The sequence below is a fragment of the Bradyrhizobium roseum genome (assembly GCF_030413175.1).
Lineage (GTDB): Bacteria > Pseudomonadota > Alphaproteobacteria > Rhizobiales > Xanthobacteraceae > Bradyrhizobium > Bradyrhizobium roseum.
Genome location: NZ_CP129212.1, coordinates 6,269,041 through 6,295,982 on the forward strand (window position 1 = coordinate 6,269,041; position 26,942 = coordinate 6,295,982).

Genomic DNA, 26,942 nt, shown 5'->3' on the forward strand with positions numbered 1-26,942 from the left:
TCGCCCCCTCGCCCCGTTCTTCACGGGGAGAGGGTCGGGGTGAGGGGCTCTCTCCGCGAATTGAGCCCTATCGATGGACCTGTACCCCCTCACCCGGAGCGCTTCGCGCTCCGACCTCTCCCCGCAAGCGGGGCGAGGTTGCGGACGCGGCACGAGCTTAATTCGACAACTCGATTTGAATAGCGGTGAGGACGCCTTCGATATTCCCGAGCACATCGTTGTTCCAGAATCTCAGCACACGATAACCTTGGTCAGTCAGGCGGCGATCACGAATTACGTCGGCTTCTGATTCATTATGCTGCCCGCCATCCACTTCGATAATCAGACGTCGTTCGCGACAAACAAAATCGCAGATGTAACAGAATATCGGCACTTGCCTTGCAAACTTGTGTCCGTCGATCTGTCGATTGCGAATGCGATTCCAAAGAACCGTTTCTGCATCCGTTTGATTAACGCGCAGCTGTCGTGCGATTTGGATGGTCTTTTCGTTGCTGCCACGCATTGCCCTGCCCCTCACTCGGATTGCTGCGCAATCCGACCTCTCCCCGCAATAGAGCGGGAAGAGGTTAAGCAAGCAATCCCTGCATCGGCTTCACCGCGCCACTATCCGGGAACACGCTCTCTCCCAGCACCTTGTCCGCCAGCCCGAACTGGTCTTTCAGCACGCCCTTCATCACCGCGCGCAGGTCGGTGGTCGGGGCGAGATCGCGGCCCTGATAGAGATTGTTCGGCTTCAGTCCTGGCCAGTCCGCGATCACGCGGCCGCCCTTCACGGCTCCGCCGGCGAGCAGCGCGATGGTGCCGGTGCCGTGGTCGGTGCCTTGCGTGCCGTTGATGCGCGCGGTGCGGCCGAATTCGGTGGCGACCACGATCACGGTGTCGCGCCAGCGCGGGCCAAGTCCCGTCTCGAATTCCGCCAACGCGCCGTCGAGACCGCCGAGCAGTTGCGCCAGCCGTCCGACCGGCCCGCCTTCATTGGCATGGGTGTCCCAGCCGTCGAAGGCGAGCGCGCCGATCCGCGGGCCGTCATCGGCCGCCATCAGCTTCGCCGCGCCGCGCGCCACCAGCCGCATTGCACCGACGCCATTGGCTCCGGGTTTTGGTCTCATGTCGTCGCCCTGCGCGGCCTTGTCCAGCGCGAGGCCTTGCTTCAACGCCGCAGCAAGCGCGGGATCGCGGTGTTGATAGAGCTCGACGAGCCGCATCGCGGTATCTTCCGCCGCCTGCGGCAGCGCGACGGGCGCCCAGCCGACCGTCGGCGCCGCGCCGCGCAGCACGAGCGGCGTGGTCGGGCCGACCGCGAGCGCGCCCGTCACCCGCTCGCCTTTCGGCAGGCCTTCCAGCGCGCGGTTGAGCCAACCGGACTGCACCCGGCCCGGACCCGCAAAACCGCTTTCGAGCACGTCCTGCCCGTCAAAATGCGAACGGTCGCGATACGACGTCGCGACTGCGTGAATCACTGCCGCCTTGTTCTCGCGATACATCCGGGCAAATTCCGGCATCGCCGGATGCAGTGCAAAGAACGCGTTCAGCGGCAACGCCGCGTTCGGCCCATTGGACGTCAGCGCGATCGAGCCATGCAGGCCGGCGTAGTCAGGATCGCCAAGCGGCGCGACGGTCGCGAGCCCATCCAGGGCGCCGCGCAAAATGATCACGACCAGCCGTGGATCGCGGCCGTCGGCGGCGCGCGCGAATTTCGGTAAGTAAGCCCAGGCCGCAAAGGAGGCGCCGCCGAGCAAGACGCCGCGCCGCGAAACCGCCGACGATCTCAGGCCCTCGCAGCAATCGTTCATCGTTTCCATGGGCGCTATCTCCTCTGGAACTCCGGCGACATCAGCAACAGCGCCAGCGCCTGCTGCCGCGATTCCGCTCGCTCGATGGTTTTGCGCGTCTCTGACGATGCCGCGTCCGCCGCCACCAGTTCGAGCAGGTCGCGCGGATCAACGCCGTCGGCGAGCCGGGAGGCGATCTGCGCCGATATATCCAGCCGCAGCTTGATGCCCTCCGGAGCCGCCCACGCCGCGTTGCTGTCGGCAAAACCGTTCGGCCCCGCGGGCGACCACAGCGGCTGGCCCAGCGTGTTGAGCGCGCCGAGGTAGCGGCCGGGATCATTCGGGATCTGCGCCAATAGCCGGCCCGACGCGACGAGGAATTCATACGGCGAGCGTATCTTGGCGAGCGGCGCCTTCCAGGCATCATCGGAATCCACCAGCGCCATCGCCAGCGCCTTGAGCTCGCCGTCGGTTCTCGTGAAGACATCGGCGAGCCGCGCCACCAGGGCCGGTGGCGGATCATCGGCCACGAAGTGACGCGCGAACTTGGTCGCGATGAATTTTGCCGTCGACGGATGGCGCGCAAGATCCGCCAGCACCGCTTCACCCTGCGTGACATCCGGCGCGCTGTAGATCTTCCCCATCACGCGCCGCGCGCCAGGCTGATGCGCATTGGCGTTGAACACGAAGGTGCCGGGCGCACCCAGCCGGCCGAGCCGGCCCGCATAGGTCCAGCCGGTGATGACATTCGCCAGCGCCGTCACGTCGTCCTGCGAATAGCCGCCGCCGACGCCGAGCGTATGCAGTTCGAGAATTTCGCGGGCGAGGTTTTCGTTCAGTCCGCGGTTGCGATTTTTTCCGGCGCGGGAGTCCGGACCGAGCGATTGCTGATTATCGAGAAAGAACAGCATCGCCGGATGCTGCTCGACCGCCTTGAGCATGTCGGCGAAGCGACCAAGTACATGGGGGCGGATCGCCTCGCGCTCGAACGAACCAGCCCACATCCGCGCCGGCCCACCCTTGTTGGCGGAGATGCAGAAATGATTGGACCAGAATGCCACCAGCCGTTCGATGAACCCGCAATCGGCCATCACGCCACGCTGTAGCCGCGCCAGCGCCTCGGCGCGAAAAGTCTTCTGGATGATGTTGAGCGGCGCCGGCGGCGGCTTTGGCGCATTGGGCCGCATCGCGTCAGCGGGCGCCATCGCCGCGTCGCGAGTTTCCGCAGGCTTCGCCGCTTCAGACGCAGGTTCTTTCGGCGCCATATCCATCGCGATGCTGTTCAGCGACAGGTTCCGCCGCTGTATCTTCGCATCCGCCGGCGGTTGGCCTTCGGCGGCGGATGGCGTTGCGGCCTTTGCGGCGGCATCGCGGGCCTGCTGAATCCCGAACTGATAGTCGAACACCGCCTTGCCGAGCGCCGCCGTCGACTGCAAGCCCGGCACTTCGAGCAGCACGCCGCTCGGACGCGCGAGTTCAGCCTTGACGAAACCGCGCGGATCGGACGCCGCGTTGAGAAAATCGCCGGATGCCCCGCCGCGCGCGCCCAAACCAAAGCGGTTGAGCGCAACAAGGGCAGCTTGCGAATCGCGGGCCATCGGATCTCCCTTGGGATCTCCCTTGGGATTTCCCTTGAAACGTCACAGGCGTATAGTCGCTGCGAAGTATAACGCGGTTCGCTATGAACCCGGGATTAATTCCGCGTCAGGATGCGGCCTCATTGATGATACACGCCTTGGAACAGCAACCTGCGCGCCGCCTTTGCTGCGCCCGATGCGGCACTGAGTTCAGTTGCAGCCTTTCCGGACCGTGCTGGTGTGCCGGCGAGGCGTTTCGCCTGCCGATGCCCGTGGACGGCGACGACTGTCTCTGTCCGCAATGCCTGCGCAAGCTGGCCAAACAACACACCGGTGCCGCAACGTGACCGCGAGATGGAACGTCAGTGCCGTCCTGCTCGACATGGACGGCACGCTGCTCGATACGGAAAAGATCTATTTCGACAGCCTCGTCGCGGCGCTCCATGCCCATGGTTACGGTGACGACGCCCCCGCGCTCTGCCACGCCATGGTCGGCCTGCCCGGCCCAGCTTGCGAAGCCATGCTGCTTGATCGCTACGGCGCGCGGTTTCCGCTCACCGAGATCAACCGCGCGTATGTTGCGAACCGCGACCGGTTCATGGAAGCGGGCCTGCCCCTCAAGCCATGCACGCTCGAACTACTCGATGGGCTCGCCGCCGCCGATTGCCCGATGGCGATCGTCACCTCGTCGTCGCGCCGCAACGCCGAGCGCAACCTTTCGCTGGCCGGCATCCGCGCGCGCTTCGACACCGTCCTGACGCTTGACGACGTGACGCACGGCAAGCCGAGCCCGGACCTCTATCTCCTCGCCGCCGCACGCCTTGGCCATGCGCCGGAAGCCTGCGTCGCGGTGGAGGATTCCAACCACGGCGTGACCGCATCCCACGCCGCCGGCGCGATCACCATCATGGTGCCGGACATGACCCCGCCGACCGACGAGACGCGCGCAAAATGCGCCGCCGTACTGCCGGACCTCGGCGCGGTGCTCGCGATGCTGCGCGAGCGCGGCGCGTTCGAGCGCTAGCCGCCGTGCCACTGCCGTGGGGTGGGCACGTCGCTACGCCCCTCTGCCTACCCGGCGAGACCGGCGATGCCGCGCCAGCGCGGCCTCGATCAGCCCATGCGCCGCCTCGCCCGCCGTTTCCATGTACGAGGGATCGCGGTGCAGCAGCACGACCGCGAACGAGCCGTCGAGCAGCAGCAGAATTTGCCGCGCGAGCCGCAGGGGGTCCGCGATGCCCTCCGCCGCAAAGACTCCACGCAGCCACTCCTCGAATTTCTTCTTGTGCGCGGCGCCGATCTTCATCGCGGGATGGCCGGGCATGTTGGCGAGTTCGGCCGACGTCCGCAGAAAGCCGCAGCCCTTCCACTTCGGATGCCGCGCCGACCGGGCGAGATTGAGGAAGATCGCCTCGACCTTCGCCGGCAGGCTGCCCGCCGCCGCATCGAACCATTGCCGGAACAGCGCCAAATTTGGCTGGTCGCGGCCGGCGAGATAGGCCGCGACCAGATCGTCCTTGCTCTTGAAATGATAATACAGCGTCCGCTTGGTGACGCCGGCCCTGGCTGCCACCGCATCGACGCTGACGCCCCGGATGCCGTCATTGTAGAACAGCGCATTCGCCGCCGAAATGATGCGCTCGCGCGTCGGGATGCCGGATCGTGCCATCATCCAAATGTATACCGCCCAGTGAATATACACAATGCGAAGGGATCTTTAGCGTGCTCGTGACTGAGCAGCACGCACGGAGCCCCGCATGTCTGATCCTATCCTGTTCGAAACCGACGACGACGTGGCGCTGGTCACGCTCAACCGGCCCGAGCGGCTCAACGCCTTGAACTACGCGTTGATCGACCGCCTGATGGCCGTGCTGGACGCGGTCGAGACCGACACCACCTTGCGCGCCGTGATCGTGACCGGCGCGGGCGACCGCGCGTTCTCGGCCGGCGCTGATATCCATGAATTCGCGAGCACCATCCGTCACGGTCGCGACGGGGCGATCCGCGACTTTGTTCGGCGCGGACAGGCGATGACCGCGCGGCTCGAAGCGTTTCGCAAACCGGTGATCGCCGCCGTCAACGGCCTGGCGTTCGGCGGCGGCTGCGAGATCACCGAGGCGGTTCATCTAGCCGTCGCCAGCGAGCGTGCGCAATTTGCCAAGCCGGAAATCAATCTCGGCATGCCGCCGACCTTCGGCGGCACGCAGCGCCTGCCGCGGCTCGCCGGGCGCAAGCGCGCGCTCGAAATGCTGTTGACCGGCGATCCCTATTCGGCGGCACATGCGCTCGAGATCGGGCTGGTCAACAAGGTGGTGCCGCATGACGCGCTGCTGCCGGCCGCGCGCGAGCTGGCGGCACGCATCGTCAGGCATTCGCCGCTCGCGGCCGGCGCTGTCATCACCGCGGTGACGCGGGGGCTGAACATGGGTATCGCCGAGGGGCTGCAGGTCGAAAGCGAACAATTCGCCGCGCTGGCGCCGAGCCACGATCTCGGCGAAGGCCTCGATGCCTGGATCGCGCGCCGGCCCCCGAGCTATGCCGGCCGTTGATGTTACGGGTGATAGCTCGGCGACTTTCGCGCCAGCCCGTCGAAGGCATCGAGCAGCCGCTCGCGCCAGGCGTGAACCGGATCGTCTTCCGTCAGCAGCCTGAACGGGCTGACCACCCGCGCCCACTGGAACGCGCCGAACACGATATAATCCGCATAGTTCGCGGCCGTACCGCCGAGGAAAGGCTGCGTCCGCAAGGTCAGCCGCAGCGGATCGAGCGATTTGCGAAAACCTGCGACCGCCTCGTCGCGGCTGGCCATGATATCTTCCAGCGGCCTGCCGAACCGCGCTTCGCGGCTTTCGCGGAAATAGGCCGCGTCCTCCGGCTTCAGATTCAGCGGAATGTCGGCGATGATCAGCGGAGACATGCCGCCGATCACCCCGTCGCCCCACCAGTTCAGCATCCGCCCCATCGCGCGGCCGCCTTCGCCGCCAAACAGCGACGGCCGGTCGGGATAGGCGTCTTCGAGCTAGTTGGCGATCGTCCAGGAATCGATCACGGCACGCTCGCCGTCGAGCAGGACCGGCACCTTTTCCGAGCCATGCGGCGCGATGGCGCTTTTTTCAGTGAAGCACCACGGAACGGTTTCCGCCGACAGTCCCTTGTGCGCCAGCGCCATGCGCGTGCGCCAACAGAACGGGCTGAACGGGCGGGATGGGTCGGCGCCGACGAGTTCGTAGAGCTTGAGAGGCATGGCGACATATTGCGCAAACGGTGGCGATTACACAAGCGCCAACCCGGTATGCCCTCGGCCGCGATGGCGGTGGAAGTGAACCATTGCCTGGAGCGAGAACATTTCCGAACTTCGCTGCGATGGCATGGCGCCCCCGCCAAGCCATCGCAGCCATCATTGAACGTCACGACCGGCGACAGGCGCGGGGACGCCTAGACCGTCGAAATGCCGTCGATCGGGCTGATGTCACCGACGAACCGCAACAGGTCTGCCATGGTGAAATCGCCGGGAGTCTGGGACGGCAGCGTCGGCTTCCAGTTCTTCCCTTTCAGCCACAGGTACGACTGATGATCGCCGTGCACGAGGCCGACGAACACTTCCGCCACGATCGTGGCGCCGACCGGCCCGAGCTTCTCGCCGCCACCGCGTTGCTCCGCTTCCTTGAGGATGTAATACCAGAGCGGCGTACTCTCGTGCATGCCGTGCTTCTTCGCCACGGCGCCGTCCGTCCCCTTGGCGATCTCGGCCGAAGTGAGCGGGTTCTTGATCTTCATCGCTTTGGCGACGTCCTGTCCGGACGGCAAGCCCAGCTTGACGCCGCGCTTCAGATTGCGGAACGGAAGGGGAGGACCACCGTCCGGCAATTCATGCAGTTGGGGTATCAGGAACGGATCGACCTTGCGCGAGGGATTGAGCCGCACATCGGGGGGATTGGCCGCCAGCACTTCATAGTAACGGCGCCAGTCGATGATCCAGTTGCTCGAAAGCACCGGAATCGGCAGCGGCGGCTGCACGGGATCAGGTGCGAGATCTCCGATGATGCCGCCCGACAGGCCGGTGAATCTGAACAGCAGGTCGAGCGTCGCCGGAATGCCGCCGCCCGGCGTGAACTTGCGATTGTGGCTGTAGACTTCGCGCACCATGCTGTGGCCGAACCGGTACGCCGCCGCGGAAAATTCGACCGGCATATAGGGCGTCTTCTTGAACCGGTAGAAGCGGCGACCCTGGTCGAGGATCCTTGCGACGATTCCCTTCTCGGTGACGCGCTCGACGAAATCGTGCAGCACCATCCACTGGTAATGCCAAGTCACCATCTGGCGTGCCTGCGCAAATATTTCGTCGGCCGGCACACCGGACGCCGCGAGTCGGTCGCAGACCTTGTTATGAAACTTCAGCATCGCCAGGTGCGTCTGCGCGACGACGAGATTTTCATCGTTACGATGGTCGCCGATCAGTGCGAAGCCTTCCGGGCTGCGCGGCAGGTCGTTGCGCGGCGTAATCGTGATATCGTCGACGCTGATGGTCTTGCCGATCAGGAGTTTCGGACCGGGCGCCTTTCCGGTGTTATTGCCGGGATTGCGCGCGTAAAGGTGCCTGCTGCCGTCGGGACCGAGGCCGTAGACACTGTCGAGATCGAGTGCCGGCGTGCGGAAGTTTTCGACTGCCAGCGGGTCGGCCTCCTTGTCGCCGAACGACGTGAGATCGAGCGTGATGTCGTGATCGACGAACTGGCCGAGATAGGTGAACCCCGCCGGGATCTTGGTATTGTTGCCGACGGCGTCGCCCGGGTTGGCGTCCTTCATCGCGTCGGCAAGTTCCTTCAGCGGACCGTCGTCGACGGCGAGCGGCTCGAGGTTCGGAAACATCCGCCCGAACATTCCGGGATCTTCATGTCCGGAAAGCGAATCAAGAAATTGCCGGTTCGGTTGGCGGCCACCTTTGCCATGGCCAGGCTGGACATTCACTTGAGTTGCCATCACTTCCTCCAATCGGATGTTGGGAGAAGAGGGGTACCGGTGTGTCGCAATGTCAGGTCAATACAAAGGTTTCAGAAAATCCGATGGATACCCCTCGTAAAGGGTTCAGTCAGCAAAACCCGACTCCAGACTGTGACCAATCGGAGCGCGCTGCCAGCGGTTTATTTTTCGATTTGTGTGATCGACTTCACTTACCCGGCGCGACGTCGAACTCCTTGCGCAATTCGGAGTCGGTGTAGAAGCACACACCGCCATCGAGATCGCGCACCAGCCACTCCTCGAGATAGACGATCTGTGCTCCGCTCTGCCGCTCATGCCGAAGCTCGAGATGCCCGTCATCGCCTCGCTGCATTGAGCAGCTGGACTGAACCCAGTTTGGCCATTCGTGCAGCGGCTGCCCGGTGAACTGCCAGGCGATCAACGCCACGTCGGCTGGGCGTGGCTTCAGCTTGAGGGTTGTGTCCACAATCGTCTCCGAAACAATGAGTCCTGCAGTCCCATAACGCCTTGACCCGGCGAAAGTTGAGCGTTCATCCGGCGATTTCGCCGCGATTCGCCAATAATGCCTATGCGTTTTCGGGATGGATATCCGGGATAGGACGGAGAAATCCGGGAATTGTTCCACCTGGAATCGAATGTTCGTCGAGCGCGGCTCGCCGCCCGCACCTGCCCTAGCGCACCACGGCCGCCGTCTGCCCGAACAGGATCTTGCGTTCCTCCTCGGTGCGGTTCACCGGCTGGCCGAAGTTCGGATTGACCTCCTTTGCCTTGGCGTAGGCGCGCACGGTCGCGGGCCGCGCGGCAATGGTTTCCAGCCAGCGCTTCAGATGCGGAAAATCATCGATGTTCTGGTCCTGGTTCTTGTAGGGCACGATCCAGGGATAGCTCGCCATGTCGGCGATCGAATAATCGCCGGCGATGAATTCGCGATCCGCCAGCCGCTTGTTGAGCACGCCGTAGAGCCGGTTGGTCTCGTTGACGTAGCGGTCGATGGCGTATTGGATTTTCTCCACCGCGTAGTTGCGGAAGTGATGGTTCTGCCCGGCCATCGGACCGAGCCCGCCCATCTGCCAGAACGTCCACTGGATCGCGTCGTAGCGGCCGTAGAGATCGGCGGGCAGGAACTTTCCGGTCTTCTCGGCGAGATAGACCAGCATCGCACCGGATTCGAAGATCGAGATCGGCTTGCCGCCGCCTGTCGGTTCGCGATCGACCATCGCCGGAATGCGGTTGTTCGGCGCAATCGCCAGGAACTCCGGCTTGAACTGTTCGCCCTTGCCGATGTTGACCGGAAAAATCTTGTACGGCAGCCCGGTCTCTTCGAGGAACATCGTGATCTTGTGGCCGTTCGGCGTGGTCCAGTAATAGAGATCGATCATGGGGCGTTTCCCGTCCTGGCTAGCGGCATCGGTCCGATTTGCATGCGATTGCATGAATTTGGCCCGACGGCGCGATGCGAGTCAATGCCGCCGGATGACTCGCGCGTGAATGTGATCGGCTTCAGCCGAGGCGACCGTGCTCGCGCAGCAATTTTTCACCCGAGGCGGTGATCGCGACATGAACGCCCTGCCCGCCAACCGAACGGCGCGCGACATAGCCGCGATCGACGGCATCCTCCCAGATGGTCAGGCGTGGGCATGAGGTCCGCCACGTTTCGATCACCTCGGAATAGGGCCGCGGCTCGCGTCCGATCCATTCGACGAGGTCGAGCACCAGTGCGTCCGTGGTCCCGGTCATCAGCGCCTCCGTGAGAAAGCCGTCAAACTCAAAACGCCATCGCGCTTCCACGCGTGAACAGCAGCCAGCCGCCGTAGAGGATATAGTAGCCCGCCACGGCGGTGATCAGCCGGTTCGCCCAGGTGCGAAACTGCGCGTCGCTCATCGCCTCCAGGATGCGCCGCGCCAGCGTGGTGCCGAGCATCGAGGCCGCAATCGCGACACCGGCCAGCACCGGATCGAGCGTCGCCGCCTGGTCGACGATGCCGCCGAAATAGATCAGCTTTGTAAGATGGCTCGCGACCTGGCACGTCGCCTTGGTCGCGACCACCTCGCGACGGCCGAAATTGCCGCCGAGAAAGAAGGTATCCATCAGCGGGCCGGAGACGCCGGTCATCAGCATCAGGCCCATGCAGATGAAGCCGTAGAACGAGCCCTGCGCGATGCTGTCGGGGTTGGGCTTGAGGTTCTTCGGCATCAGCCGCGCCATGAACGGCGTCACGCCGAGCAGCAGCAGCGCAATCGGCTTGTCCGGCACGTAGCGGATGATCGACCAGGCGCCGAGCGCCAGGGCGCAGCCGATCAGATAGACGAACACCGGCCGCCAGCGGATATGTGCCCGCCAAAGAAAGGCGCGCCAGCCATTCGAGGCCATCTGCGTGATCGCATGCAGCACCATCGCGGTCGGCAGCGGCATCAGCATCAGCAGCACGCCGATCAGGATCATCCCGCCGGCCATGCCGAACAGTCCCGACAGGAAGGCCGTCGCGACCATCAGCACGCCGAGGGCTGCAATCATGAGGGGCGTCAAGGAAAGCCTCCCGCGCAAGTCAGGCTCAGATCGAAGCGCCTGCCGCACCGATTCACGACGTCAATTCTTGGGTTTGCTTTTGCCTCGCTTGTGGCATCGGCGCAAACCGAGTTATCTTGCCCTTGCATCAGTTTTCCTGAGGGTGTTGTGCGGCGGCTGCTCTTTCTCAACGGGATCAAGGCGTTCGAAGCGGCGGCGCGGACCGGCAGCTTTGCAGCCGCCGGCGCCGAGCTCAACGTATCGGCCGCCGCGGTCAGCCGGATGGTGCACCTGCTGGAAGAACGGCTCGGCGTCGCGCTTTTCGAGCGCAAGGCCAATCGCCTTGCCACCACCGCGGCCGGCCGCGCCTACCAGAGCGGGCTGACGCCGCTGTTCGACGCGCTGGCGAGCCTGACCGCCCAGGTCACCGCGCCTTCCAGCGTGCGGGTGCTGACCATCGGCGTCGGTCCCACTTTTGCGATGAAGTGGCTGATCCCGCGGCTGGCGGATTTCCGCAAACACGAGCCGGACATCGACGTCCGCATCACCACCGGTGGCGCCGCGGTGCCGTTCGGCGAGGACTGGAGCTGCGGCATCAAGCTCGGCGACGGCGAATGGCCCGGCCTGGTCGCCGAGCCCTTGTTCGCCGCCGACCTGCTGCCGGTCTGCGCGCTGCGGCTGGCCAACGCCCTCAAGCGCCCCGCCGACCTGAAGGGGCCAACACTACTGCGGGTTGCGCATTCGCCCGACGACTGGCCGTCCTGGCTCGAGGCCGCCGGCGCGGCCCGCATCTGCGCCCGTGGAACGGAATTCGAATTTTATGGCCAGGCGCTGCAGGCGGCCGTCGACGGCCTCGGCATCGCCATGGGCATACGCCCCTATATCGACGACGACCTGGCGGCCGGCCGGCTGGTCGCCCCGTTCGCGTTAAGCGTGCCGAAAGGCATGCGCTGGTATCTCGTGTACCGGGGGTTTGGCACTGGGCAGCGCGATTTTGCCGCGTTCCGGCGCTGGATTGTCCGCGCCGCGGCAGAACCTGCTGTGCGCCGCAGGGGCCAGAGACATGCCGGATGAGAAGATCGAGACGCTGGTGATCGGCGGCGGCCAGGCCGGGCTGGTGATGAGCCACCGGCTGAAGCAGCGCGGAATTTCGCATCTGGTGCTGGAACGCCGCCGGATCGCCGAACGCTGGCGCAGCGAACGCTGGGATGGATTGAAATTCCAGTTCCCCAACTGGTCGGTGCGGCTACCGGATTTTCCGTTTCCGCATAGCGACCCGGATGCCTTTGCCGACAACGACGACATCATCAAATTCATCGATGACTACGCCGCCTTTGTCGCGCCGCCGATCCGCTGCGACGTCGAGGTGACGCGGCTGTCGCGGGGTAACGGCGCGCGCTTCGCCGCCGAGACCACCGGCGGCACGATCGCGGCGAACAATGTCGTGGTCGCCACCGGTCCTTACCAGCGCAACATCGTCCCCGATCTGCTGCGCGATCATCCTGTCTTCCAGGTCCATTCCGCCGACTACAGGAATCCCGAACAGCTTCCGCCGGGCGCGGTGCTGGTCGCCGGCGCCGGCGCGTCGGGTGCGCAGATCGCCGAGGAATTGCTGCAGGCCGGCCGCCGCGTGTATCTCTCGATCGGACGGCACCGCCGCATGCCGCGGCGCTATCGCGGCCGCGACCTCGTGTGGTGGCTCGCCGAGATGCGCCTCGACCAGGTCACGCCGGAAGAGCGCGGGCCGGCGCGCCTCGCCCCGGTGATTTCAGGCGCCAATGGCGGGCGCACCATCGATTTCCGCAACTACGCAACCGACGGCATGATTCTGATCGGGCGCGTCGAGGCGGCGCAGGACGGCGTACTCGAAATCGCACCGGGCCTCGCCGAGAGCATGGCCGACGGCGATCTCGTCTACACGACGTTCCTCGATACCGTGGACGCCTACGTGAAACGTCGAGGCCTGGAACTGCCCGAAGAGCCCGGGGCCCGCGCGACGGTCCCGAACCCGCCTTGCGTCGCCACGCCGCTGACGCGCCTCGATCTCGCCGCGGAAGGCATCTCGGCGGTGGTCTGGGCCACCGGCTACGGCGTCGATTTCGGCTGGATCGATCTGCCTGTCATCGACGACAAGGGCGATGCCATGCATCGCAACGGCATATCCCCCGAGCCGGGCCTGTATTTCCTCGGCCTGCAATGGCTGTCGAAAATGAATTCATCGTTCCTGTCCGGCGTCGGCGACGACGCCGCCGTGCTGGCCGACCATATTCTGGGGCGGCGCGGCTGATCGCGCCCCCCGCGCACGCGCTGCCAGGGGAATGCGAGCGAAAAAATCCAGAGACATGTGAACCGTTTCACAAAGCCCCCGACATGGCCGTGCTCTCCTTGTCCTGATGGGACAATCCGGGGGACACGCCGTGATCTATGGCGGCTTTGAAATTCAATCGTTCGAGGCAGGGAGAGGGCTATGGCACGCCAGGATTCAACGGGCCGACCAGACGCCGGTGGTGATCGACGGGATGGCGTTCCCGACCCTCGAAGTCGGTTTCGCGTGGTCGGATCCGGAAGCGGCGATCGCGGACGCGAAAGCCCATATCGATCGTTTCAAGCCGCGCTTCGCGAATCCGTAAGTACCGGCGGAACGGCCGGCCGGCTCCCGGCGCCGCTTCCCGAACAAACCCTGCAGGCGACGCCGACACTCTCGACCTGTCCCGACTGCGATGCCTCGCTCGCGGTGCTGCGCATCATCCCCGGTCGCGCCGGCGTCGAATACTGGACCCTGCGCTGCACCGATTGCGGCGGCATTCATCTCGATATCGTCAAGCCGTCCGACGCTCCGCTGACGACCTGCGAGACGGGTTCCGGACCCCCCTGCTGACACCTGCTGACATGACCTGCGCAACATCGCGCAGGAGGCCGTTTGCCCTTTTCTAGCTGGTTGACTCATCCCATATTCGCCGGATGGCGAAGAAACCCGACACTCCCAAAAATCCCGGCAAATCCCAGAAATCCAAGGCCCCGAATTCCAGGGCGTCGAGGCCGGACGTTCAGCCGATCGCGCCGGCGCTGGCTGAACTGCTCAACCCCGCGATCAACCGCGGCGACGCCGGCACCGGCTCGGGCACCGGCCTGCAGCCGCCGCCGGACAATTCGTGGGACCGCCGCGCCGGCGGCGAAGCCGCCGCGCACCGTGCCCGCGCCTCGACAAAATCGACGGATGGCCTGCCGGCCGAACCGCTGCCCGACCGCAACACGACAAGTAACGTCGTCGCCCGGCAGGCCCCGCTGCGCCCCAATCCGCAACCGCCGGGCGCTCGCAGCTCCCCGCAAGGCCTCGAGGAAGCCCCGCAAGCCAATTACGGCACCTCGGCCACGATCCCGACGCTCGATCCAGAACTCGCGCGTCAGCTCGGCCTGCCGACGGCGGAGGACGACGACGAGGCGCTGGCCCGGCCGCCGCGCAACAAGATGGAGGCGCTCGGCGTCAAGGCGACGGCGGATGCGCTGGAGAACCTGATCCGCGACGGCCGACCGGAATTCAAGGGCAACGACGGCCAGGTGAGAATCTGGACGCCGCACCGGCCGCCGCGCCCGGAAAAATCCGAGGGCGGCGTGCCCTTCGTGATCAAATCCGAATACGAGCCGAAGGGCGACCAGCCGACCGCGATCAAGGAACTGGTCGAGGGCATCAACCGCAACGACCGCACCCAGGTGCTGCTCGGCGTCACCGGCTCGGGCAAAACCTACACCATGGCCAAGGTGATCGAGGCGACGCAGCGCCCCGCCATCATCCTGGCGCCGAACAAGACGCTCGCCGCCCAGCTCTATGGCGAGTTCAAGAGTTTTTTCCCCGACAACGCGGTGGAGTATTTTGTCTCCTACTACGACTACTACCAGCCTGAGGCCTACGTCCCGCGAACGGACACGTACATAGAAAAGGACTCGTCGATCAACGAGCAGATCGACCGCATGCGCCATTCGGCGACGCGCGCGCTGCTGGAGCGCGACGACGTCATCATCGTCGCTTCCGTGTCGTGCATCTACGGTATCGGTTCGGTCGAGACCTACACCGCGATGACCTTTGCGCTGAAGAAGGGCGAACGCATCGACCAGCGGCAGCTGATCGCCGACCTCGTCGCCCTGCAGTACAAGCGGACCCAGGCCGACTTCACCCGCGGCACGTTTCGCGTACGCGGCGACGTCATCGATATCTTCCCGGCGCACTATGAAGACCGCGCCTGGCGCGTGAACCTGTTCGGCGACACCGTTGAAAACATCGAGGAGTTCGATCCGCTCACCGGCCACAAGCAGGACGAGCTGGAATTCATCAAGATCTACGCCAACTCGCACTATGTGACGCCGCGTCCGACGCTGGTGCAGGCGATCAAGTCGATCAAGAGCGAGTTGAAGATGCGGCTCGACGAGCTCCACAACCAGGGCCGCCTTTTGGAAGCGCAGCGGCTGGAGCAGCGCACCACCTTCGATCTCGAAATGATGGAGGCCACGGGAAGCTGCGCCGGCATCGAGAACTACTCGCGCTACCTCACCGGCCGCCGCCCCGGCGAGCCGCCGCCGACACTGTTCGAATACGTGCCCGACAACGCGCTGGTGTTCGCCGACGAAAGCCACGTCACCGTGCCGCAGATCGGCGGCATGTTCAAAGGCGACTTCCGCCGCAAGGCAACGCTCGCCGAATACGGTTTTCGTTTGCCCTCCTGCATGGACAACCGTCCGCTGCGGTTCGAGGAATGGGACATGATGCGTCCGCAGTCGGTCGCGGTCTCTGCGACGCCGAGCGGCTGGGAGCTCAACGAAAGCGGCGGCGTGTTCGTCGAGCAGGTGATCCGCCCCACCGGGCTGATCGATCCGCCGGTCGACATCCGCCCCGCCCGCACCCAGGTCGACGACCTCGTCGGCGAAGTCCGCGCCACCGCGCAGGCCGGCTACCGCTCGCTGATCACGGTGCTGACCAAGCGCATGGCGGAAGACCTCACCGAATACCTGCACGAGCAGGGCATTCGCGTGCGCTACATGCATTCGGATATCGACACCATCGAACGCATCGAGATCATCCGCGACCTTCGATTGGGCGCGTTCGACGCGCTGGTCGGCATCAACCTGTTGCGCGAAGGCCTCGACATTCCCGAATGCGCGCTGGTTGCGATCCTCGACGCCGACAAGGAAGGTTTTTTGCGCAGCGAGACCTCGCTGATCCAGACCATCGGCCGCGCCGCGCGCAACGTCGACGGCAAGGTGATCCTCTACGCCGACCAGATGACCGGCTCGATGGAACGCGCCATCGCCGAAACCAACCGCCGCCGCGAGAAGCAGGTCGAGTACAACACCGAGCACGGCATCACGCCGGAGAGCGTGAAGAAGTCGATCGGCGACATCATGAACAGCGTCTACGAGCGCGACCACGTGCTGGTCGAGATCGGCGATGGCGGCATGGCCGACGATGTCATCTCCATCGGGCACAATTTCGAGGCGGTTTTGTCCGACCTCGAAACCCGCATGCGCGAAGCTGCCGCCGATTTGAACTTCGAGGAAGCCGCCAGGTTGCGCGACGAAGTCAAACGCCTGCGCGCCACAGAAATGGCCGTGGTCGACGATCCCACCGCCAAACAGCGCAACGTACAGAAGCAGGCCGGCGCCTACGCCGGAACGAAGAAGTACGGCGAGGCCGCCAACCTTCCCGTCAGCGCGATGAAGAAGAAAGGCGTGCAGACGGCCTTAAAGTCGAGCCGTGGCGGCGGTGCCGGCAGCAGCACCTCCAAGGTCCACAAACCCCACCTTGACGAAATGCACGGCCCGGAATCCCTGCCCTACCGCCCGAGCGGCGCCAAACCGCGCAAGCCCGATCTCCCCGGCGGCACCAGGATCTTCCAGCCCACCGACTCCCGCCAGTCCGGTCCCGAATTCGGGCCCGCCCCGCGCTCCAGCGGCGGCGCGCCGGGCCATCGCGGCGGGTGGAAGAAGCGGTGAGCCAAGCAGCGCCCGCATAACGATCAACGTCAGCGCGAGCGAAGTGAAGCAATCCATATCACCGCGCACGCGGACCGACGGATTGCTTCATCGCTACCCTCCCCTGCAACAAACGCTTCGCGTTTGTTGCAGGCAATGACGGCAAATGGACACACCAATGCGAGCTGACCGCACGTCGCCGCACGTCGCTGTCCGACCGGACTATGTCCCGCCCGGCCCATGAGATGAACAAAAGGTTTGTGATCGACCTCACAACCCGCAGGGCCTTGCCGCAAGCGGAATTCGGCAAGCTTTAGCGCATGCAGCGCGCGATATCAGCGGCGCGCTGTTTGCCAACGGTATCCGGTTCAGCTGCGGTTGCGGAGCGCCTTAATGCTTTCGGAAACTTTAAATCCATTTGCCGATTGATCCCGGTGCGGTTCCGTTCAAAATGCGAGCAATCGCAGATGCGGGATCGAACACGGTCAGGGTGGGCGAATGTCCGAGGAATCGAATCGTCAGTTCGTGTTGGACTTTCTCAACACCCTGTACTCCGGCGACCTCGAGACCACGCTGGCGCGCTGCACCGACGACATCGAATTCATTGCAAACGCCCCGGTCGACCTGCTGCCGCATCTCGGCTACCGCCGCGGCAAAGCCGAGATGCGCGAGATGTGGAGTGCGGTGCTGGCCCGCTATTCCGAGTTGCGCTGCGAGGTGTCGATGTCGGTCGCCGAGGGCGACAAGGTCGCCGTCTATGTCCGCGTGTTCCTCCGCAAGAGCATCAATCAGCGCATGATGCAGTTCGACATCGCCGGCTTCTACACGCTGCGCGACGGCAAGGTCTGCCAGATCCGGGAAATCATCGACACCTACGATCTGGTGCAGCAACTGGTCGAACGCGACGTCACCGCGATCCTGACCGGGCGACGTGCGAATCCTTAATCACGCCGGCAAGGTCCGCCTTTCGGCAAGCCGTCGCCATCCACATCATCCGTGCAGCCCGATGCGCCGCTTATTCCGCGCGCGCCGTTGAACCTCGTCGCACTTGCCGTGACCCATCACCAGCCTGTTTCCCGACACGACGGGCGGATGAAGCGCGCGCCGCCGCTTTTCTCAGGCCCGACGGCCGGCTGCCGGGCGGCGCGCCATCCGGTTGGAACGGCTTAAAGGCGCGCATTTTGAAGGCCCTGGCGGGTCCCGTGGTTGTCGCACGGAGGTGCAGACGACGGTATCGGCGGCGCCGAATCTCGAAGCACCCGGCATTGAAAATCGCCGGCACGTCGCGAGCCGATGGCGCTTATGACCGTGAAGTGATCGAAATCCGGCCGACAACGCCGCATTTGTGCGATGCAAAAAACAACGGTTGTAATTTCACATTCCTGATATATTTAAGAGCACAACAGAACATGCAGCAAATCAGCCCGGCGTCGATGGCGACGCCTCATTAGGGCTTGATGGCTGTTTCGAAAATCCAGTTTCCAAGGACCACCTGAAATGACAGAGCATAGTCTCTGGCGTTTTTCGCGCGCGTTTCACCGCGCCATCAATGAACGCCAGCCCGCCGATCTCGACGCCCTGCTCGACGAAGACGTCGACTGGGCGATCTATGGCCCGATCGACATGTATCCGTTCTTCGGCTCGCGCCGCGGCAAGGCGGCGGTGATCGATGTCATCAGGCAGATCGCCGACAACTTTCGCGTCCACCGTTTCGACCGGGAATCGATCATGCTGGGCGTGGATACCGCGTCCTCGATGATGCGTTATTCCCTCACCGCGCTCGATTCGAACAAGCCGATCTCGTTGCGGATTGCCCATTTCGCCCAGTTCAGCGCCGGCCGCCTGACCAACTTCCGCGTGCTGGTCGATACCTTCGACCTGGTCGAGCAAACCGTGGGCTATCCGATCAACCTGCCTCGAATGGCGGTGTAGCTTTCATCCACAATTCCAATCGTCATGCCCGCGCGCGAACAGCAACTGCGCGCGGGCATCCACGTCTTCCTTCGCCAGCCCCAAGGAAGCGTGGATGGCCGGGTCACCGGGCGCGATCACGCGCTGTGCCCGGCCATGACGTTCAATTGAAGTGAACCGAAGCGCCCGCGCCATAATTTTGCAACAGAGTGAACGCATTCTGGGCGCGAGTTGGAATGCGGGCGGGCGATGATTTCCAAAATGCGATGTGGATGGGCGCGGCTGCCGATGCTGGTGGCCGGCGTGAGCGTGGCTTCGATGCTGGCAGCAGCGGCGCAAACCCCGCCGGCGGAAAACGATCCGGACATGCCCGAAGCGGAAGAGACCGAGGCGGCGCCCGACGCCGGCGAGGTCGACATCATGAAAGACATCGACGTCAGCAAGCTCGACTGGAGCCAACTCAACGTCGATGCATCGACCCTGCCGGCTCCCGCACCGAAGGGCAGCGGCGCGTCGAGCCTCCTCGGCGGGATCGACACCGCGTGGTCCGCCAATGAAAAGGCAAACGGCTCTTCCGCGGTGTCGGTCAAGCAGTCGATCTCGCCGTTCTGGGATACGCGGGTCGGCGTCGACATGACGGTCGCGCGGCAGGGCGCGGCGACGACCTCCGAACAGCTCTCGGAAAGACTGGCCAATGGCGGCAGCCTGCCGCAATCGTCCGGCACCGCCTGGGCGGCGATCACCGCCCCCGGCGTGGCCTCGATCTGGGACAAGACTTCGGTCGAGGCTCGCGTCGATCCCGGATCCGAGCAGAGCCGGATCGGCACCTCCCTGAGCAAGTCGCTGCCGATCGGCGAGCAATATTCGCTCACGCTGAAGAACGACTACAATCTGATCCAGCAAGGCCTTGTGCCGGTGCCCGGCATCATCAGCCATCCGGCGCGCAGTGCGGAGACCGACCAGTCGGCCAGGCTCAGCATCGCCGACACCGGCACCAGCCTGACCGCAGGTCAGACCACTTCGGCGTCGGACGACAAATGGCTGCGCAAGGTCGGCGCCGAGCAGAGGTTGTTCGACGGCGTGACGATCTCGGGCTCGATCGGCGAAACACCGTCGGGCGCCGCCAGCAAGAGCCTCAGCGCCGGCTTCAAACGGAGTTGGTGACGGTTTGAGTCGTCCCAATTTGACGCACTTTGCGGCGTGAAACGGCCGCCTCCCGATAATGATCCACGATTGCCGCAGATTGGCCCAGATGCGGCCAAAATCGGCAGCGCAGATGGCGGCGATCTACTTCGTCGTGCGGGGGGATTTCCGCGCTCGCCTGAATGCGAAACAAAGGAATTGCCGATGAACGCCACCATTCGTCCGGAGCAGGCTGATGAAACGCCGGAAGCCGACGGCGATCTCGCCGCCGTATCCGAGGTTGAAGCCGGTATCCGCGAATTCGTTCGCAACGACATCGCCTATCTGCGCCGGCCTTCGGTCCCTGCGGAGACCCCGGCGCTCGACGCCAACGCGGAAGCCACCGTCAACAACGTCAACTCGCTGATCCAGCGCGTCGCCGGCACCTCGCTGGCGGAAATCGAGAAGCTGATTTCCGAACTCGAGAGCCTGCGCGACCTGCTGCATGCCGAAGGCCAGCGCGTGCAGCGCGAGATCTCGGGCTACGCCCAGCTCAGCCAGGCCGCGATGAAGTCGACGCGCATGATCGCCGACAACGTCACGCAGTGGAAGCGCGCCGCCGACGGACTGCGCAACAGCTAAGTCCCATCGTTGCAAAAATCTGACACTCCGCCGCGTTCCGTACCGGAGCGCGGCGGTTTCGTTTGGCACGATTCAATCTGAACTTTATAAACACGGTCGCATCCGTGGACGGATGTCGTCACGTGACGGCAGGCACCTTTTGGGGACTCGAGCGGCGATGCAAAACGTTCAGCCAGACAACATGGATTCCATCCCGCTGCGGCAATCGTCGCACAGCATGGGAACGCTCGTCATCCGCTTCGTCGGATTGCTGACGCTCGCCGTCGTGGCCATGACTCTTATCTGGAGTCGCTGATCCGCGATTGGCGATCCGGATCGCCGCGGGTCATCTTCCGAGCTTGGGTTTGGTCTGCAGCTATTCGCGGACGAACGCGGTATCTTCGATCGTGTAGACGCCGTCGGCGTAGGACTTCACCACCATGCCGGCGGTCAGCATGACGGCCACGGTGACGGTTGCGAAGATAAAGCCGACGAATTTCAGGCTGCTGCGATCTGCCACGATCAATCCCCTCGGTATTCCCCTAATGACGCTTATGGCAGGCCAAAAGTTCAAAATCCGTTAGCAAAAAATCCGTTCCGCGAAGCCATGGATTGCGCGGAACCAACGGCACACTTCGTTAACCATTTGCTCCCGCGTTCCGCCGCGGCACGAAGGCGGTGGCGAGGAACGAGAAAACCACCTCGTTGCGCTGGTTGGTGCCGGTATTGCGGGCCTGCAGGATGCCCCATTCCGGGCGCTTCTCCGACGTCCGCTTGGTTTCGACCTGATTGGAATAGCGGATGGTGTCGCCGGCCAGCACCGGCCTGATCCAGCGCAGTTCACGAAAGCCCGGCGACGGCCCCCACACCGCGACCTGCTCGCCGCGCGCCGCGGCCTCCGCCGACAGGCGCTTGCCGTCGGCGACCAGAAGCTTCATGCAGACCGCGGCGACGTGCCAGCCGGAAGCGGCCAGTCCCCCGAACAGGGAGTTGCGGCCCGCCTCCTCGTCGAGGTGGAAGCGCTGCGGATCGAACTGTGTGGCAAACCTCTTGATGTCGTCGGCGGTAAAGGTGAAAGACCCGAGGTCGCGCCGCGCCCCGATCTCGATATCCTCGAAGAAACGCATCGCTACTTCGCCTCCGCGTGGTCGCGCCGGCGCACGATGATCGGCGATTCCATTTCGCACAGCACCGTACCGGCCGCGTTGCGGATCGTGCCCTTGAAGGTCACGATGCCGGTTTCGGGGCGGCTTTTCGAAACACGGGCCTCCGTGACGTCGACATCGAGCGTCAGGTCGTCGCCCGGGCGCAGCGGCGCCATCCAGCGCATCTCGTTGACGCCCGGCGAGCCGAGCGAAGCGGTTCGGCCGATGAAGCCGTCGAACAGCATTCGCATCATCAGCGAGCCGAGGTGCCAGCCCGAGCCGGACAGCCCTTTCAGCATCGACGCGTTGGCGGCAACCTCGTCCAGATGCATCGGCTGCGGGTCGTATTCAGCGGCGAACGCCAGAATCTCCTCGCGTGTGACGTGCCGCGGTCCGAACGTGCCGAAATGGCCGGGCGTAAAATCTTCGAAGGTCAGCGATGTCATCTATCCGGAATCTGGCTTGAGGATTTGCGGCGGGCAAGCCTGAATGTGGCCGTTATTTGCGGCAATCTCAACCCGTCCACCCGCATGGCTCGTTCGCTGCGGGCGAGCACCGCCTCTGGCGTTCGCCCCTGACTTGCCCGAAGCAGTTTTCGGGGCTAGCCCTGTGCGGTCTGGAACAAGGTTTGTGACTCGCCGGAGAAACCATCGATGTTCGATTTTCAGGATCTGTTTCAGTGGGACCGCTTCATCACGCCCACGATCATCAAGACGTTCTACTGGCTGGTCATCGGCTTGATCGTACTGTTCGGCCTGTCCGGAATCTTTTCCGCGCTGGGCACCATGGCGATCAGCCCGTTCGGCGGATTCATTATGCTGCTGTCCTCGATCGCCGGCGTCATCGTCGGCGTGGTGTTCTCGCGCATCGCCGCGGAATTCATCCTGATCGTCTTCCGCATCAACGAACATCTCGGCGCGATCCGCGACCAGGGCGGGATGCGGTAAGTGGTCTTGCAGCCATAGGTTGGGCAAAGCGCGGCGTACCCACCATTCCGCTCGCACTGGCTGAAAGATCGTGGGCACGACGTGTTGCGCCCTTGCCCACCCACAGGGTCCGCATCCGCGGCACCGATGATCTCAATTATTGAACCTGAAATGCATCACGTCGCCGTCGGCGACGACGTATTCCTTGCCCTCCAGCCGGAGCTTGCCGGCGTCGCGGGCGCCGGCTTCGCCGCCGAGCGTGACATAGTCGCCATAGGCGATGGTCTCGGCTCGAATAAAGCCTTTCTCGAAATCGGTATGGATAACGCCGGCCGCCGCGGGCGCCTTGGTGCCGCGGTGGATCGTCCAGGCACGGGCCTCCTTCGGGCCCACGGTGAAATAGGTGATGAGGTCGAGCAGCTGGTAGCCGGCCCGGATCAAACGGTCGAGGCCGGCCTCTTCCAGGCCCAGCGTCTCGAGAAAATCGGCGCGCTCCTCGCGCGACAGCGTCGCGATCTCGGATTCGATCTTGGCCGAGATCACCACCGCGACCGCGCCTTCCTTCTTGGCGTGCTCGAACACCTGTTTTGAAAAGCTGTTGCCGTCCTTGGCCGAGCCTTCCTCGACGTTGCAGACATAGAGCACCGGCTTCGACGTCAGCAGGCCCAGCATATTGAACGCGCGCTCCTCCTCCGGCTTGCGCTCGAGAAATCGCGCCGGCTTGCCCTCGCGCAGCAGCACCAGCGCGCGATTGACGAGGTCGAGCGCCTCCTTGGCGTCCTTGTCGTTGCCCTTGGCCTTCTTGGCGAGGTTGTCGACGCGCTTTTCCAGGCTGTCGAGGTCGGCCAGCATCAACTCGGTTTCGATGGTCTCGATATCGGCCAATGGCGCGATCTTGCCCTCGACATGGGTGATGTCGGAATCTTCGAAGCACCGCACCACATGCGCCACCGCATCGACTTCGCGGATGGTGGCGAGAAACTGGTTGCCAAGGCCTTCGCCCTTGGAGGCGCCGCGGACCAGACCCGCGATATCGACGAAGGTCAGTCGCGTCGGGATGATCTGCGCGGAGCCTGCGATCGCCGACAACTTGTCGAGCCGGGGATCAGGCACGGCGACCTCGCCGACATTCGGCTCGATGGTGCAGAAGGGATAATTCGCCGCCTGCGCCGCCGCCGTCTCGGTCAGCGCGTTGAACAGCGTCGACTTGCCGACATTGGGCAGGCCGACGATTCCGCATTTGAATCCCATCTTGGCTTCCGATCTTTTGGCGCGAACCCGCCGCTCGTGAATTGATTGAGGTCGTCATACGCGGGCAGAAGGCGCGCGGCGCCGTCTTCCCCATCTAACGCCCCGCGTATCCATCTTCCTTTGAGAGGATGGATCGCCGGATCAAGTCCGGCGATGACGATCGAGCTTATGGCCCGCCGTCTTCCTTCTCGAAAAATCCCTTGGACTGCAGCGCCAGATGCACCTTGTTCTGGAACGTCGAGTCCTTGCCCGTCGCCAATAGCCCGGCATTGTCGGCCACCGCCTCGCACAGCGCTTCCACCCACGGCCGGTCGCTCTTGGCGAAATCCGACAGCACGTGGCTGTGCACCAGTTCCTTGACGCCGGGATGACCGATCCCGAGCCGCACCCGGCGATAGTCGTTGCCGATATGCGAGGAGATCGAACGCAGCCCGTTGTGGCCGGCAATACCGCCGCCGATCTTCACGCGCACTTTCGCCGGCGGCAGTTCGAGTTCGTCCTGAAACACGGTGACGTCGGAGACGGCGAGCTTGAAGAAGTTCGCCGCTTCCTGAACCGCGCGCCCGGACTCGTTCATGTAGGTGGTCGGCCGCAGCAGCACGACCTTTTCGCGATCGAGCGTGCCCTCGGACGTCTCGCCCTGAAAACGGCGGCGCCATGGTGCAAAACCATGACGCCGCTGGATCTCATCGACGACCATGAACCCGATATTGTGCCGGTTATCGGCGTATTTCGAACCGGGATTACCGAGACCGACAAACAGGCGCATGACGCGGCATCCCGCCGCCCGTTACTTCTTCTTGTCGCCACCAGCCGGCGCCTTCGCGCCAGCCGCCGCAGCCGCGGGAGCGGCAGCCGCCGGAGCAGCGGCACCCGCCGCAGGCGCAGCGGCGCCACCGGCCGCAGCCGCCGCAGCCGCCTTCTGTTCTTCGGCGTAGCCGGACGGCGGCACGATAGTCACCAGGGTCGCGTCTTCACGCGACAGCGACTTCACGCCGGTCGGCAGCTTGATCTCGGACAGATGCAGCGAGTGGCTGATTTCCAGCGTGCCGACATCGGCCTCGATGTACGGCGGAATATTGTCGACCGAGCACTCGAGTTCGATGGTGTGGGTGACGATGTTGACGGTGCCGCCGCGCTTGACGCCGGGCGAAACTTCACCGTTCACGACGTGAAGCGGGACGCTGACGCGGATGGTGGCGCCTTCGCCGAGCCGCATGAAATCGACATGCAGCGGGAAATCACGCACCGGATCGAGGTGGAAGTCACGCGGAATCACGCGGTGCTTCTTGCCCTCGAGATCGATGTCGAAAAGCGTGGTCAGGAAGCGGCCGGCCAGGATGCGCTGGCGCAGTTCCTTGTCGTCGACCGAAATGGTCACGGGGGGCTTGTTGTCACCATAGATCACTCCGGGCACTCTCCCGGCGCGACGCTCTGCCCGGGCGGCCCCCTTGCCGCTCTGCGGACGCGCGGTCGCCTTCAATTCCTTGACGGTCGCCATCGTGTTAAGTCCTTGTTTTCTAAAAAGTTAAAGGCCGCATCGCGGCCCGTTGCCGTCCCACAGCAAGCCTCCAGGGGTGCGGGGGCTGCGGACGTGGCGGGCTTTTAGCCTCAAAGGGGCGAAATGACAAGGAAATGAAGGGGTCTTTTGGCGGTTTTGACCGGTTTCAGCCGATGGCGGCCCTCAGCCGTCATGCCCGGCCCCAAGCAGCCCAAGGGTGCTCCGGACCGGGCATCCACGTCCTTGCCGCCGCGACGAAGGACATGGATGGCCGGGACATCCGCGCGAAGACGCGCGTTTGCCCAGCCATGACGATGGGTGAATCCTTATCCGCCGGTGTTCGCGCCACCGGCGTCGGGGGCGGCCGTCGAGATGCCGAGCTTGGCCTCCAGCGCCGCAATCCGGCCCTTGAGCGCCTCGTTCTCCTCCCGGGCCAGGCGGGCCATGTCCTTGACCGCGTCGAACTCCTCGCGCTTGACGAGGTCGAGGTCGCGCAGGATGCGCTCGGCCTGATTGCGCATGACCGTATCGACCTCACGCTTGACGCCCTGGGCGGCGCCGGCGGCATCGTTCATCAAACGGCCGATCTCGTCGAAAAACCGGTTGTTGGTCTGGGTCATCTCAAAACGCTCCGGTCGGTGATCGTTACCGCATGACAATGGCGAGCCCAACGTAAAGGTTCAAGGCAAAGGTGCAAGTGCGCCCTGGAGCATGATCCGGAAAAGTGGGAACCGGTTTTCCGAAAAGATCATGCTCAAACAATGAGATGAGAGCATGATGTGATTTCTTGAAATCGCATCATGATCTCGAGATGCCGGCGCGGCACCCTGCCTTGTCATGCCCCGGTTTCCTTGCAATCGTATCAAGCGCTTGAGCCGAAACCGGAATCACAACCCAAAAATCACAACCAAGAAGAAACGCCCATGATCGACCAGCAGATCGATATTGCGACCAAGGACGGCAAGACCACGACCTTCATCACCCACCCCGAACGCGGCGGACCGTTCCCGGTCATCATCTTCTACATGGACGCGCCGGCGATCCGCGAGGAACTGCGCGACATGGCGCGGCGGCTCGGTACGTCCGGCTATTATGTGATGCTGCCCAACATGTACTACCGGTCCGGCGTCATGGAACTGGGGCCGATCCCGCCGGATCCGGAGGCGCCCGAGCGCAAGCGGATGTTCGGCTTTATGAACTCCATCAACATCCCCATGGTGATGGACGACACCAAGGCGCTGCTCGCCTTCGCCGAGACGCAGCCGGCCGCGAACACAAAAATCGTCGGCACCGTCGGCTACTGCATGAGCGGTCGCTACGCGGTCAACGCCGCGACGCATTTCCCGGATCGGGTCAAGGCCGCGGCCTCGATCTACGGCACCCATCTGGCGACTGACCAGCCCGACAGCCCGCATCTGGCGGCCAGCAAGACCAAAGCCGAGCTCTATTTCGCCTGCGCCGAGACCGACATCTATGCGCCGCAGGAAATCATCGACAAGGTCGCATCCGGCATGAAGGGATCGAACAACGAGGTCGAGGTCTATCCCGGCACCCATCACGGCTTTGCCTTCCCGAAACGTCCGGTCTACCACCGCGACGCCGCCGAACGGCACTGGGAGCGGCTGCTGGCGCTCTATCGCCGCAACCTCGTGCCGTGATCGCGAAA

28 protein-coding genes and 1 pseudogene are annotated in these 26,942 nt (G+C 64.1%); 12 read left to right on the plus strand and 17 right to left on the minus strand.

The genetic code is table 11. The annotated features are described in order from the left end of the window. Positions 1-157 precede the first annotated feature (157 nt). From QUH67_RS29645 to QUH67_RS29655, 3 genes are all read right to left on the minus strand, one after another. Positions 158-502 carry an endonuclease domain-containing protein gene (locus QUH67_RS29645; protein WP_300943039.1) on the minus strand — a complete coding sequence of 115 codons (345 nt, stop codon included), beginning with the start codon at positions 500-502 and terminating at the stop codon, positions 158-160. Between the two features lie 64 nt (positions 503-566). Then, entirely contained in the window at positions 567-1,793 is a 1,227-nt protein-coding gene (locus QUH67_RS29650) for a DUF1501 domain-containing protein (protein ID WP_300948218.1), read from the minus strand. Positions 1,794-1,807: 14 nt separating this feature from the next. Beyond that, positions 1,808-3,370: a DUF1800 domain-containing protein gene (locus QUH67_RS29655; RefSeq protein ID WP_300943040.1), complete on the minus strand. Its 1,563-nt coding sequence runs from the start codon at positions 3,368-3,370 to the stop codon at positions 1,808-1,810. A gap of 322 nt (positions 3,371-3,692) precedes the next feature. Between QUH67_RS29655 and QUH67_RS29665 the strand changes: the two genes are divergently transcribed. After that, positions 3,693-4,373 carry an HAD family hydrolase gene (locus QUH67_RS29665; RefSeq protein ID WP_300943041.1) on the plus strand — a complete coding sequence of 227 codons (681 nt, stop codon included), beginning with the start codon at positions 3,693-3,695 and terminating at the stop codon, positions 4,371-4,373. A gap of 33 nt (positions 4,374-4,406) precedes the next feature. Here QUH67_RS29665 and QUH67_RS29670 read toward each other — a convergent pair whose 3' ends face one another. Further along, on the minus strand, positions 4,407-5,018 hold the full coding sequence (locus QUH67_RS29670; protein ID WP_300948220.1) for a TetR/AcrR family transcriptional regulator: 612 nt from the start codon (positions 5,016-5,018) through the stop codon (positions 4,407-4,409). A gap of 88 nt (positions 5,019-5,106) precedes the next feature. On the opposite strand from QUH67_RS29670, the gene QUH67_RS29675 reads away from it, so the two are divergent. Beyond that, positions 5,107-5,898: a crotonase/enoyl-CoA hydratase family protein gene (locus QUH67_RS29675; RefSeq protein WP_300943042.1), complete on the plus strand. Its 792-nt coding sequence runs from the start codon at positions 5,107-5,109 to the stop codon at positions 5,896-5,898. 2 nt (positions 5,899-5,900) lie between these two features. On the opposite strand, the pseudogene QUH67_RS29680 reads toward QUH67_RS29675, so the two are convergent. The 6 genes and pseudogenes from QUH67_RS29680 to QUH67_RS29705 form a co-directional block, all read right to left on the minus strand. Further along, positions 5,901-6,593, minus strand: a pseudogene (locus QUH67_RS29680) (glutathione S-transferase family protein). A gap of 191 nt (positions 6,594-6,784) precedes the next feature. Further along, positions 6,785-8,230: a peroxidase family protein gene (locus QUH67_RS29685; RefSeq protein ID WP_300943043.1), complete on the minus strand. Its 1,446-nt coding sequence runs from the start codon at positions 8,228-8,230 to the stop codon at positions 6,785-6,787. 286 nt (positions 8,231-8,516) lie between these two features. Then, a complete protein-coding gene (locus tag QUH67_RS29690; protein ID WP_300943044.1) occupies positions 8,517-8,795 on the minus strand; it encodes a hypothetical protein in 279 nt (92 codons plus the stop codon). A gap of 205 nt (positions 8,796-9,000) precedes the next feature. Beyond that, positions 9,001-9,708, minus strand: coding sequence for a glutathione binding-like protein (locus QUH67_RS29695; protein ID WP_300943045.1), 708 nt, complete (start codon positions 9,706-9,708; stop codon positions 9,001-9,003). A gap of 121 nt (positions 9,709-9,829) precedes the next feature. Then, positions 9,830-10,066, minus strand: coding sequence for a hypothetical protein (locus QUH67_RS29700; RefSeq protein WP_300943046.1), 237 nt, complete (start codon positions 10,064-10,066; stop codon positions 9,830-9,832). Positions 10,067-10,094: 28 nt separating this feature from the next. Further along, positions 10,095-10,856 carry a sulfite exporter TauE/SafE family protein gene (locus QUH67_RS29705; RefSeq protein ID WP_300943047.1) on the minus strand — a complete coding sequence of 254 codons (762 nt, stop codon included), beginning with the start codon at positions 10,854-10,856 and terminating at the stop codon, positions 10,095-10,097. Between the two features lie 147 nt (positions 10,857-11,003). On the opposite strand from QUH67_RS29705, the gene QUH67_RS29710 reads away from it, so the two are divergent. From QUH67_RS29710 to QUH67_RS29750, 8 genes are all read left to right on the plus strand, one after another. Further along, entirely contained in the window at positions 11,004-11,909 is a 906-nt protein-coding gene (locus QUH67_RS29710) for a LysR substrate-binding domain-containing protein (RefSeq protein WP_300943048.1), read from the plus strand. Beyond that, positions 11,899-13,122, plus strand: a complete 1,224-nt coding sequence (locus tag QUH67_RS29715) for an NAD(P)-binding domain-containing protein (protein ID WP_300943049.1) — start codon at positions 11,899-11,901, stop codon at positions 13,120-13,122. Before QUH67_RS29710 ends, QUH67_RS29715 begins: the two co-directional genes overlap by 11 nt. A 130-nt stretch (positions 13,123-13,252) precedes the next feature. Further along, on the plus strand, positions 13,253-13,465 hold the full coding sequence (locus QUH67_RS29720) for a hypothetical protein (protein WP_300943050.1): 213 nt from the start codon (positions 13,253-13,255) through the stop codon (positions 13,463-13,465). 331 nt (positions 13,466-13,796) lie between these two features. Beyond that, positions 13,797-16,820: an excinuclease ABC subunit UvrB gene (uvrB, locus tag QUH67_RS29730; protein WP_300943051.1), complete on the plus strand. Its 3,024-nt coding sequence runs from the start codon at positions 13,797-13,799 to the stop codon at positions 16,818-16,820. A gap of 477 nt (positions 16,821-17,297) precedes the next feature. Continuing rightward, positions 17,298-17,744: a nuclear transport factor 2 family protein gene (locus QUH67_RS29735; RefSeq protein WP_300943052.1), complete on the plus strand. Its 447-nt coding sequence runs from the start codon at positions 17,298-17,300 to the stop codon at positions 17,742-17,744. 552 nt (positions 17,745-18,296) lie between these two features. After that, positions 18,297-18,731 carry a nuclear transport factor 2 family protein gene (locus QUH67_RS29740; RefSeq protein ID WP_300943053.1) on the plus strand — a complete coding sequence of 145 codons (435 nt, stop codon included), beginning with the start codon at positions 18,297-18,299 and terminating at the stop codon, positions 18,729-18,731. Positions 18,732-18,971: 240 nt separating this feature from the next. After that, the gene (locus QUH67_RS29745) at positions 18,972-19,874 is read left to right on the plus strand and encodes a hypothetical protein (RefSeq protein WP_300943054.1); all 903 of its coding nucleotides are present in this window, start codon (positions 18,972-18,974) and stop codon (positions 19,872-19,874) included. Positions 19,875-20,057: 183 nt separating this feature from the next. After that, on the plus strand, positions 20,058-20,474 hold the full coding sequence (locus tag QUH67_RS29750; protein WP_300943055.1) for a hypothetical protein: 417 nt from the start codon (positions 20,058-20,060) through the stop codon (positions 20,472-20,474). Positions 20,475-20,829: 355 nt separating this feature from the next. Here the strand turns inward: QUH67_RS29750 and QUH67_RS29755 are convergent, their stop codons facing one another. The 3 genes from QUH67_RS29755 to QUH67_RS29765 all read right to left on the minus strand — a co-directional run bounded on the left by QUH67_RS29755 (position 20,830) and on the right by QUH67_RS29765 (position 22,044). Further along, on the minus strand, positions 20,830-20,973 hold the full coding sequence (locus QUH67_RS29755) for a hypothetical protein (RefSeq protein WP_300943056.1): 144 nt from the start codon (positions 20,971-20,973) through the stop codon (positions 20,830-20,832). 118 nt (positions 20,974-21,091) lie between these two features. Then, the gene (locus QUH67_RS29760; protein ID WP_300943057.1) at positions 21,092-21,580 is read right to left on the minus strand and encodes a MaoC family dehydratase; all 489 of its coding nucleotides are present in this window, start codon (positions 21,578-21,580) and stop codon (positions 21,092-21,094) included. A gap of 2 nt (positions 21,581-21,582) precedes the next feature. Next, complete coding sequence (locus QUH67_RS29765; RefSeq protein ID WP_300943058.1) at positions 21,583-22,044, minus strand: MaoC family dehydratase; 462 nt, start codon at positions 22,042-22,044, stop codon at positions 21,583-21,585. A gap of 207 nt (positions 22,045-22,251) precedes the next feature. Between QUH67_RS29765 and QUH67_RS29770 the strand changes: the two genes are divergently transcribed. Further along, positions 22,252-22,545 carry a DUF4282 domain-containing protein gene (locus QUH67_RS29770; RefSeq protein ID WP_300943059.1) on the plus strand — a complete coding sequence of 98 codons (294 nt, stop codon included), beginning with the start codon at positions 22,252-22,254 and terminating at the stop codon, positions 22,543-22,545. Between the two features lie 132 nt (positions 22,546-22,677). Here the strand turns inward: QUH67_RS29770 and ychF are convergent, their stop codons facing one another. The 4 genes from ychF to QUH67_RS29790 all read right to left on the minus strand — a co-directional run bounded on the left by ychF (position 22,678) and on the right by QUH67_RS29790 (position 25,896). Beyond that, a complete protein-coding gene (gene ychF, locus QUH67_RS29775; protein ID WP_300943060.1) occupies positions 22,678-23,775 on the minus strand; it encodes a redox-regulated ATPase YchF in 1,098 nt (365 codons plus the stop codon). 166 nt (positions 23,776-23,941) lie between these two features. Continuing rightward, positions 23,942-24,544 carry an aminoacyl-tRNA hydrolase gene (gene pth, locus QUH67_RS29780; protein WP_300943061.1) on the minus strand — a complete coding sequence of 201 codons (603 nt, stop codon included), beginning with the start codon at positions 24,542-24,544 and terminating at the stop codon, positions 23,942-23,944. A gap of 21 nt (positions 24,545-24,565) precedes the next feature. Beyond that, positions 24,566-25,276, minus strand: a complete 711-nt coding sequence (locus QUH67_RS29785; RefSeq protein ID WP_300943062.1) for a 50S ribosomal protein L25/general stress protein Ctc — start codon at positions 25,274-25,276, stop codon at positions 24,566-24,568. Between the two features lie 326 nt (positions 25,277-25,602). Then, complete coding sequence (locus tag QUH67_RS29790) at positions 25,603-25,896, minus strand: accessory factor UbiK family protein (RefSeq protein ID WP_300943063.1); 294 nt, start codon at positions 25,894-25,896, stop codon at positions 25,603-25,605. 303 nt (positions 25,897-26,199) lie between these two features. On the opposite strand from QUH67_RS29790, the gene QUH67_RS29795 reads away from it, so the two are divergent. Continuing rightward, positions 26,200-26,934, plus strand: a complete 735-nt coding sequence (locus QUH67_RS29795) for a dienelactone hydrolase family protein (RefSeq protein ID WP_300943064.1) — start codon at positions 26,200-26,202, stop codon at positions 26,932-26,934. Positions 26,935-26,942: the final 8 nt, after the last annotated feature.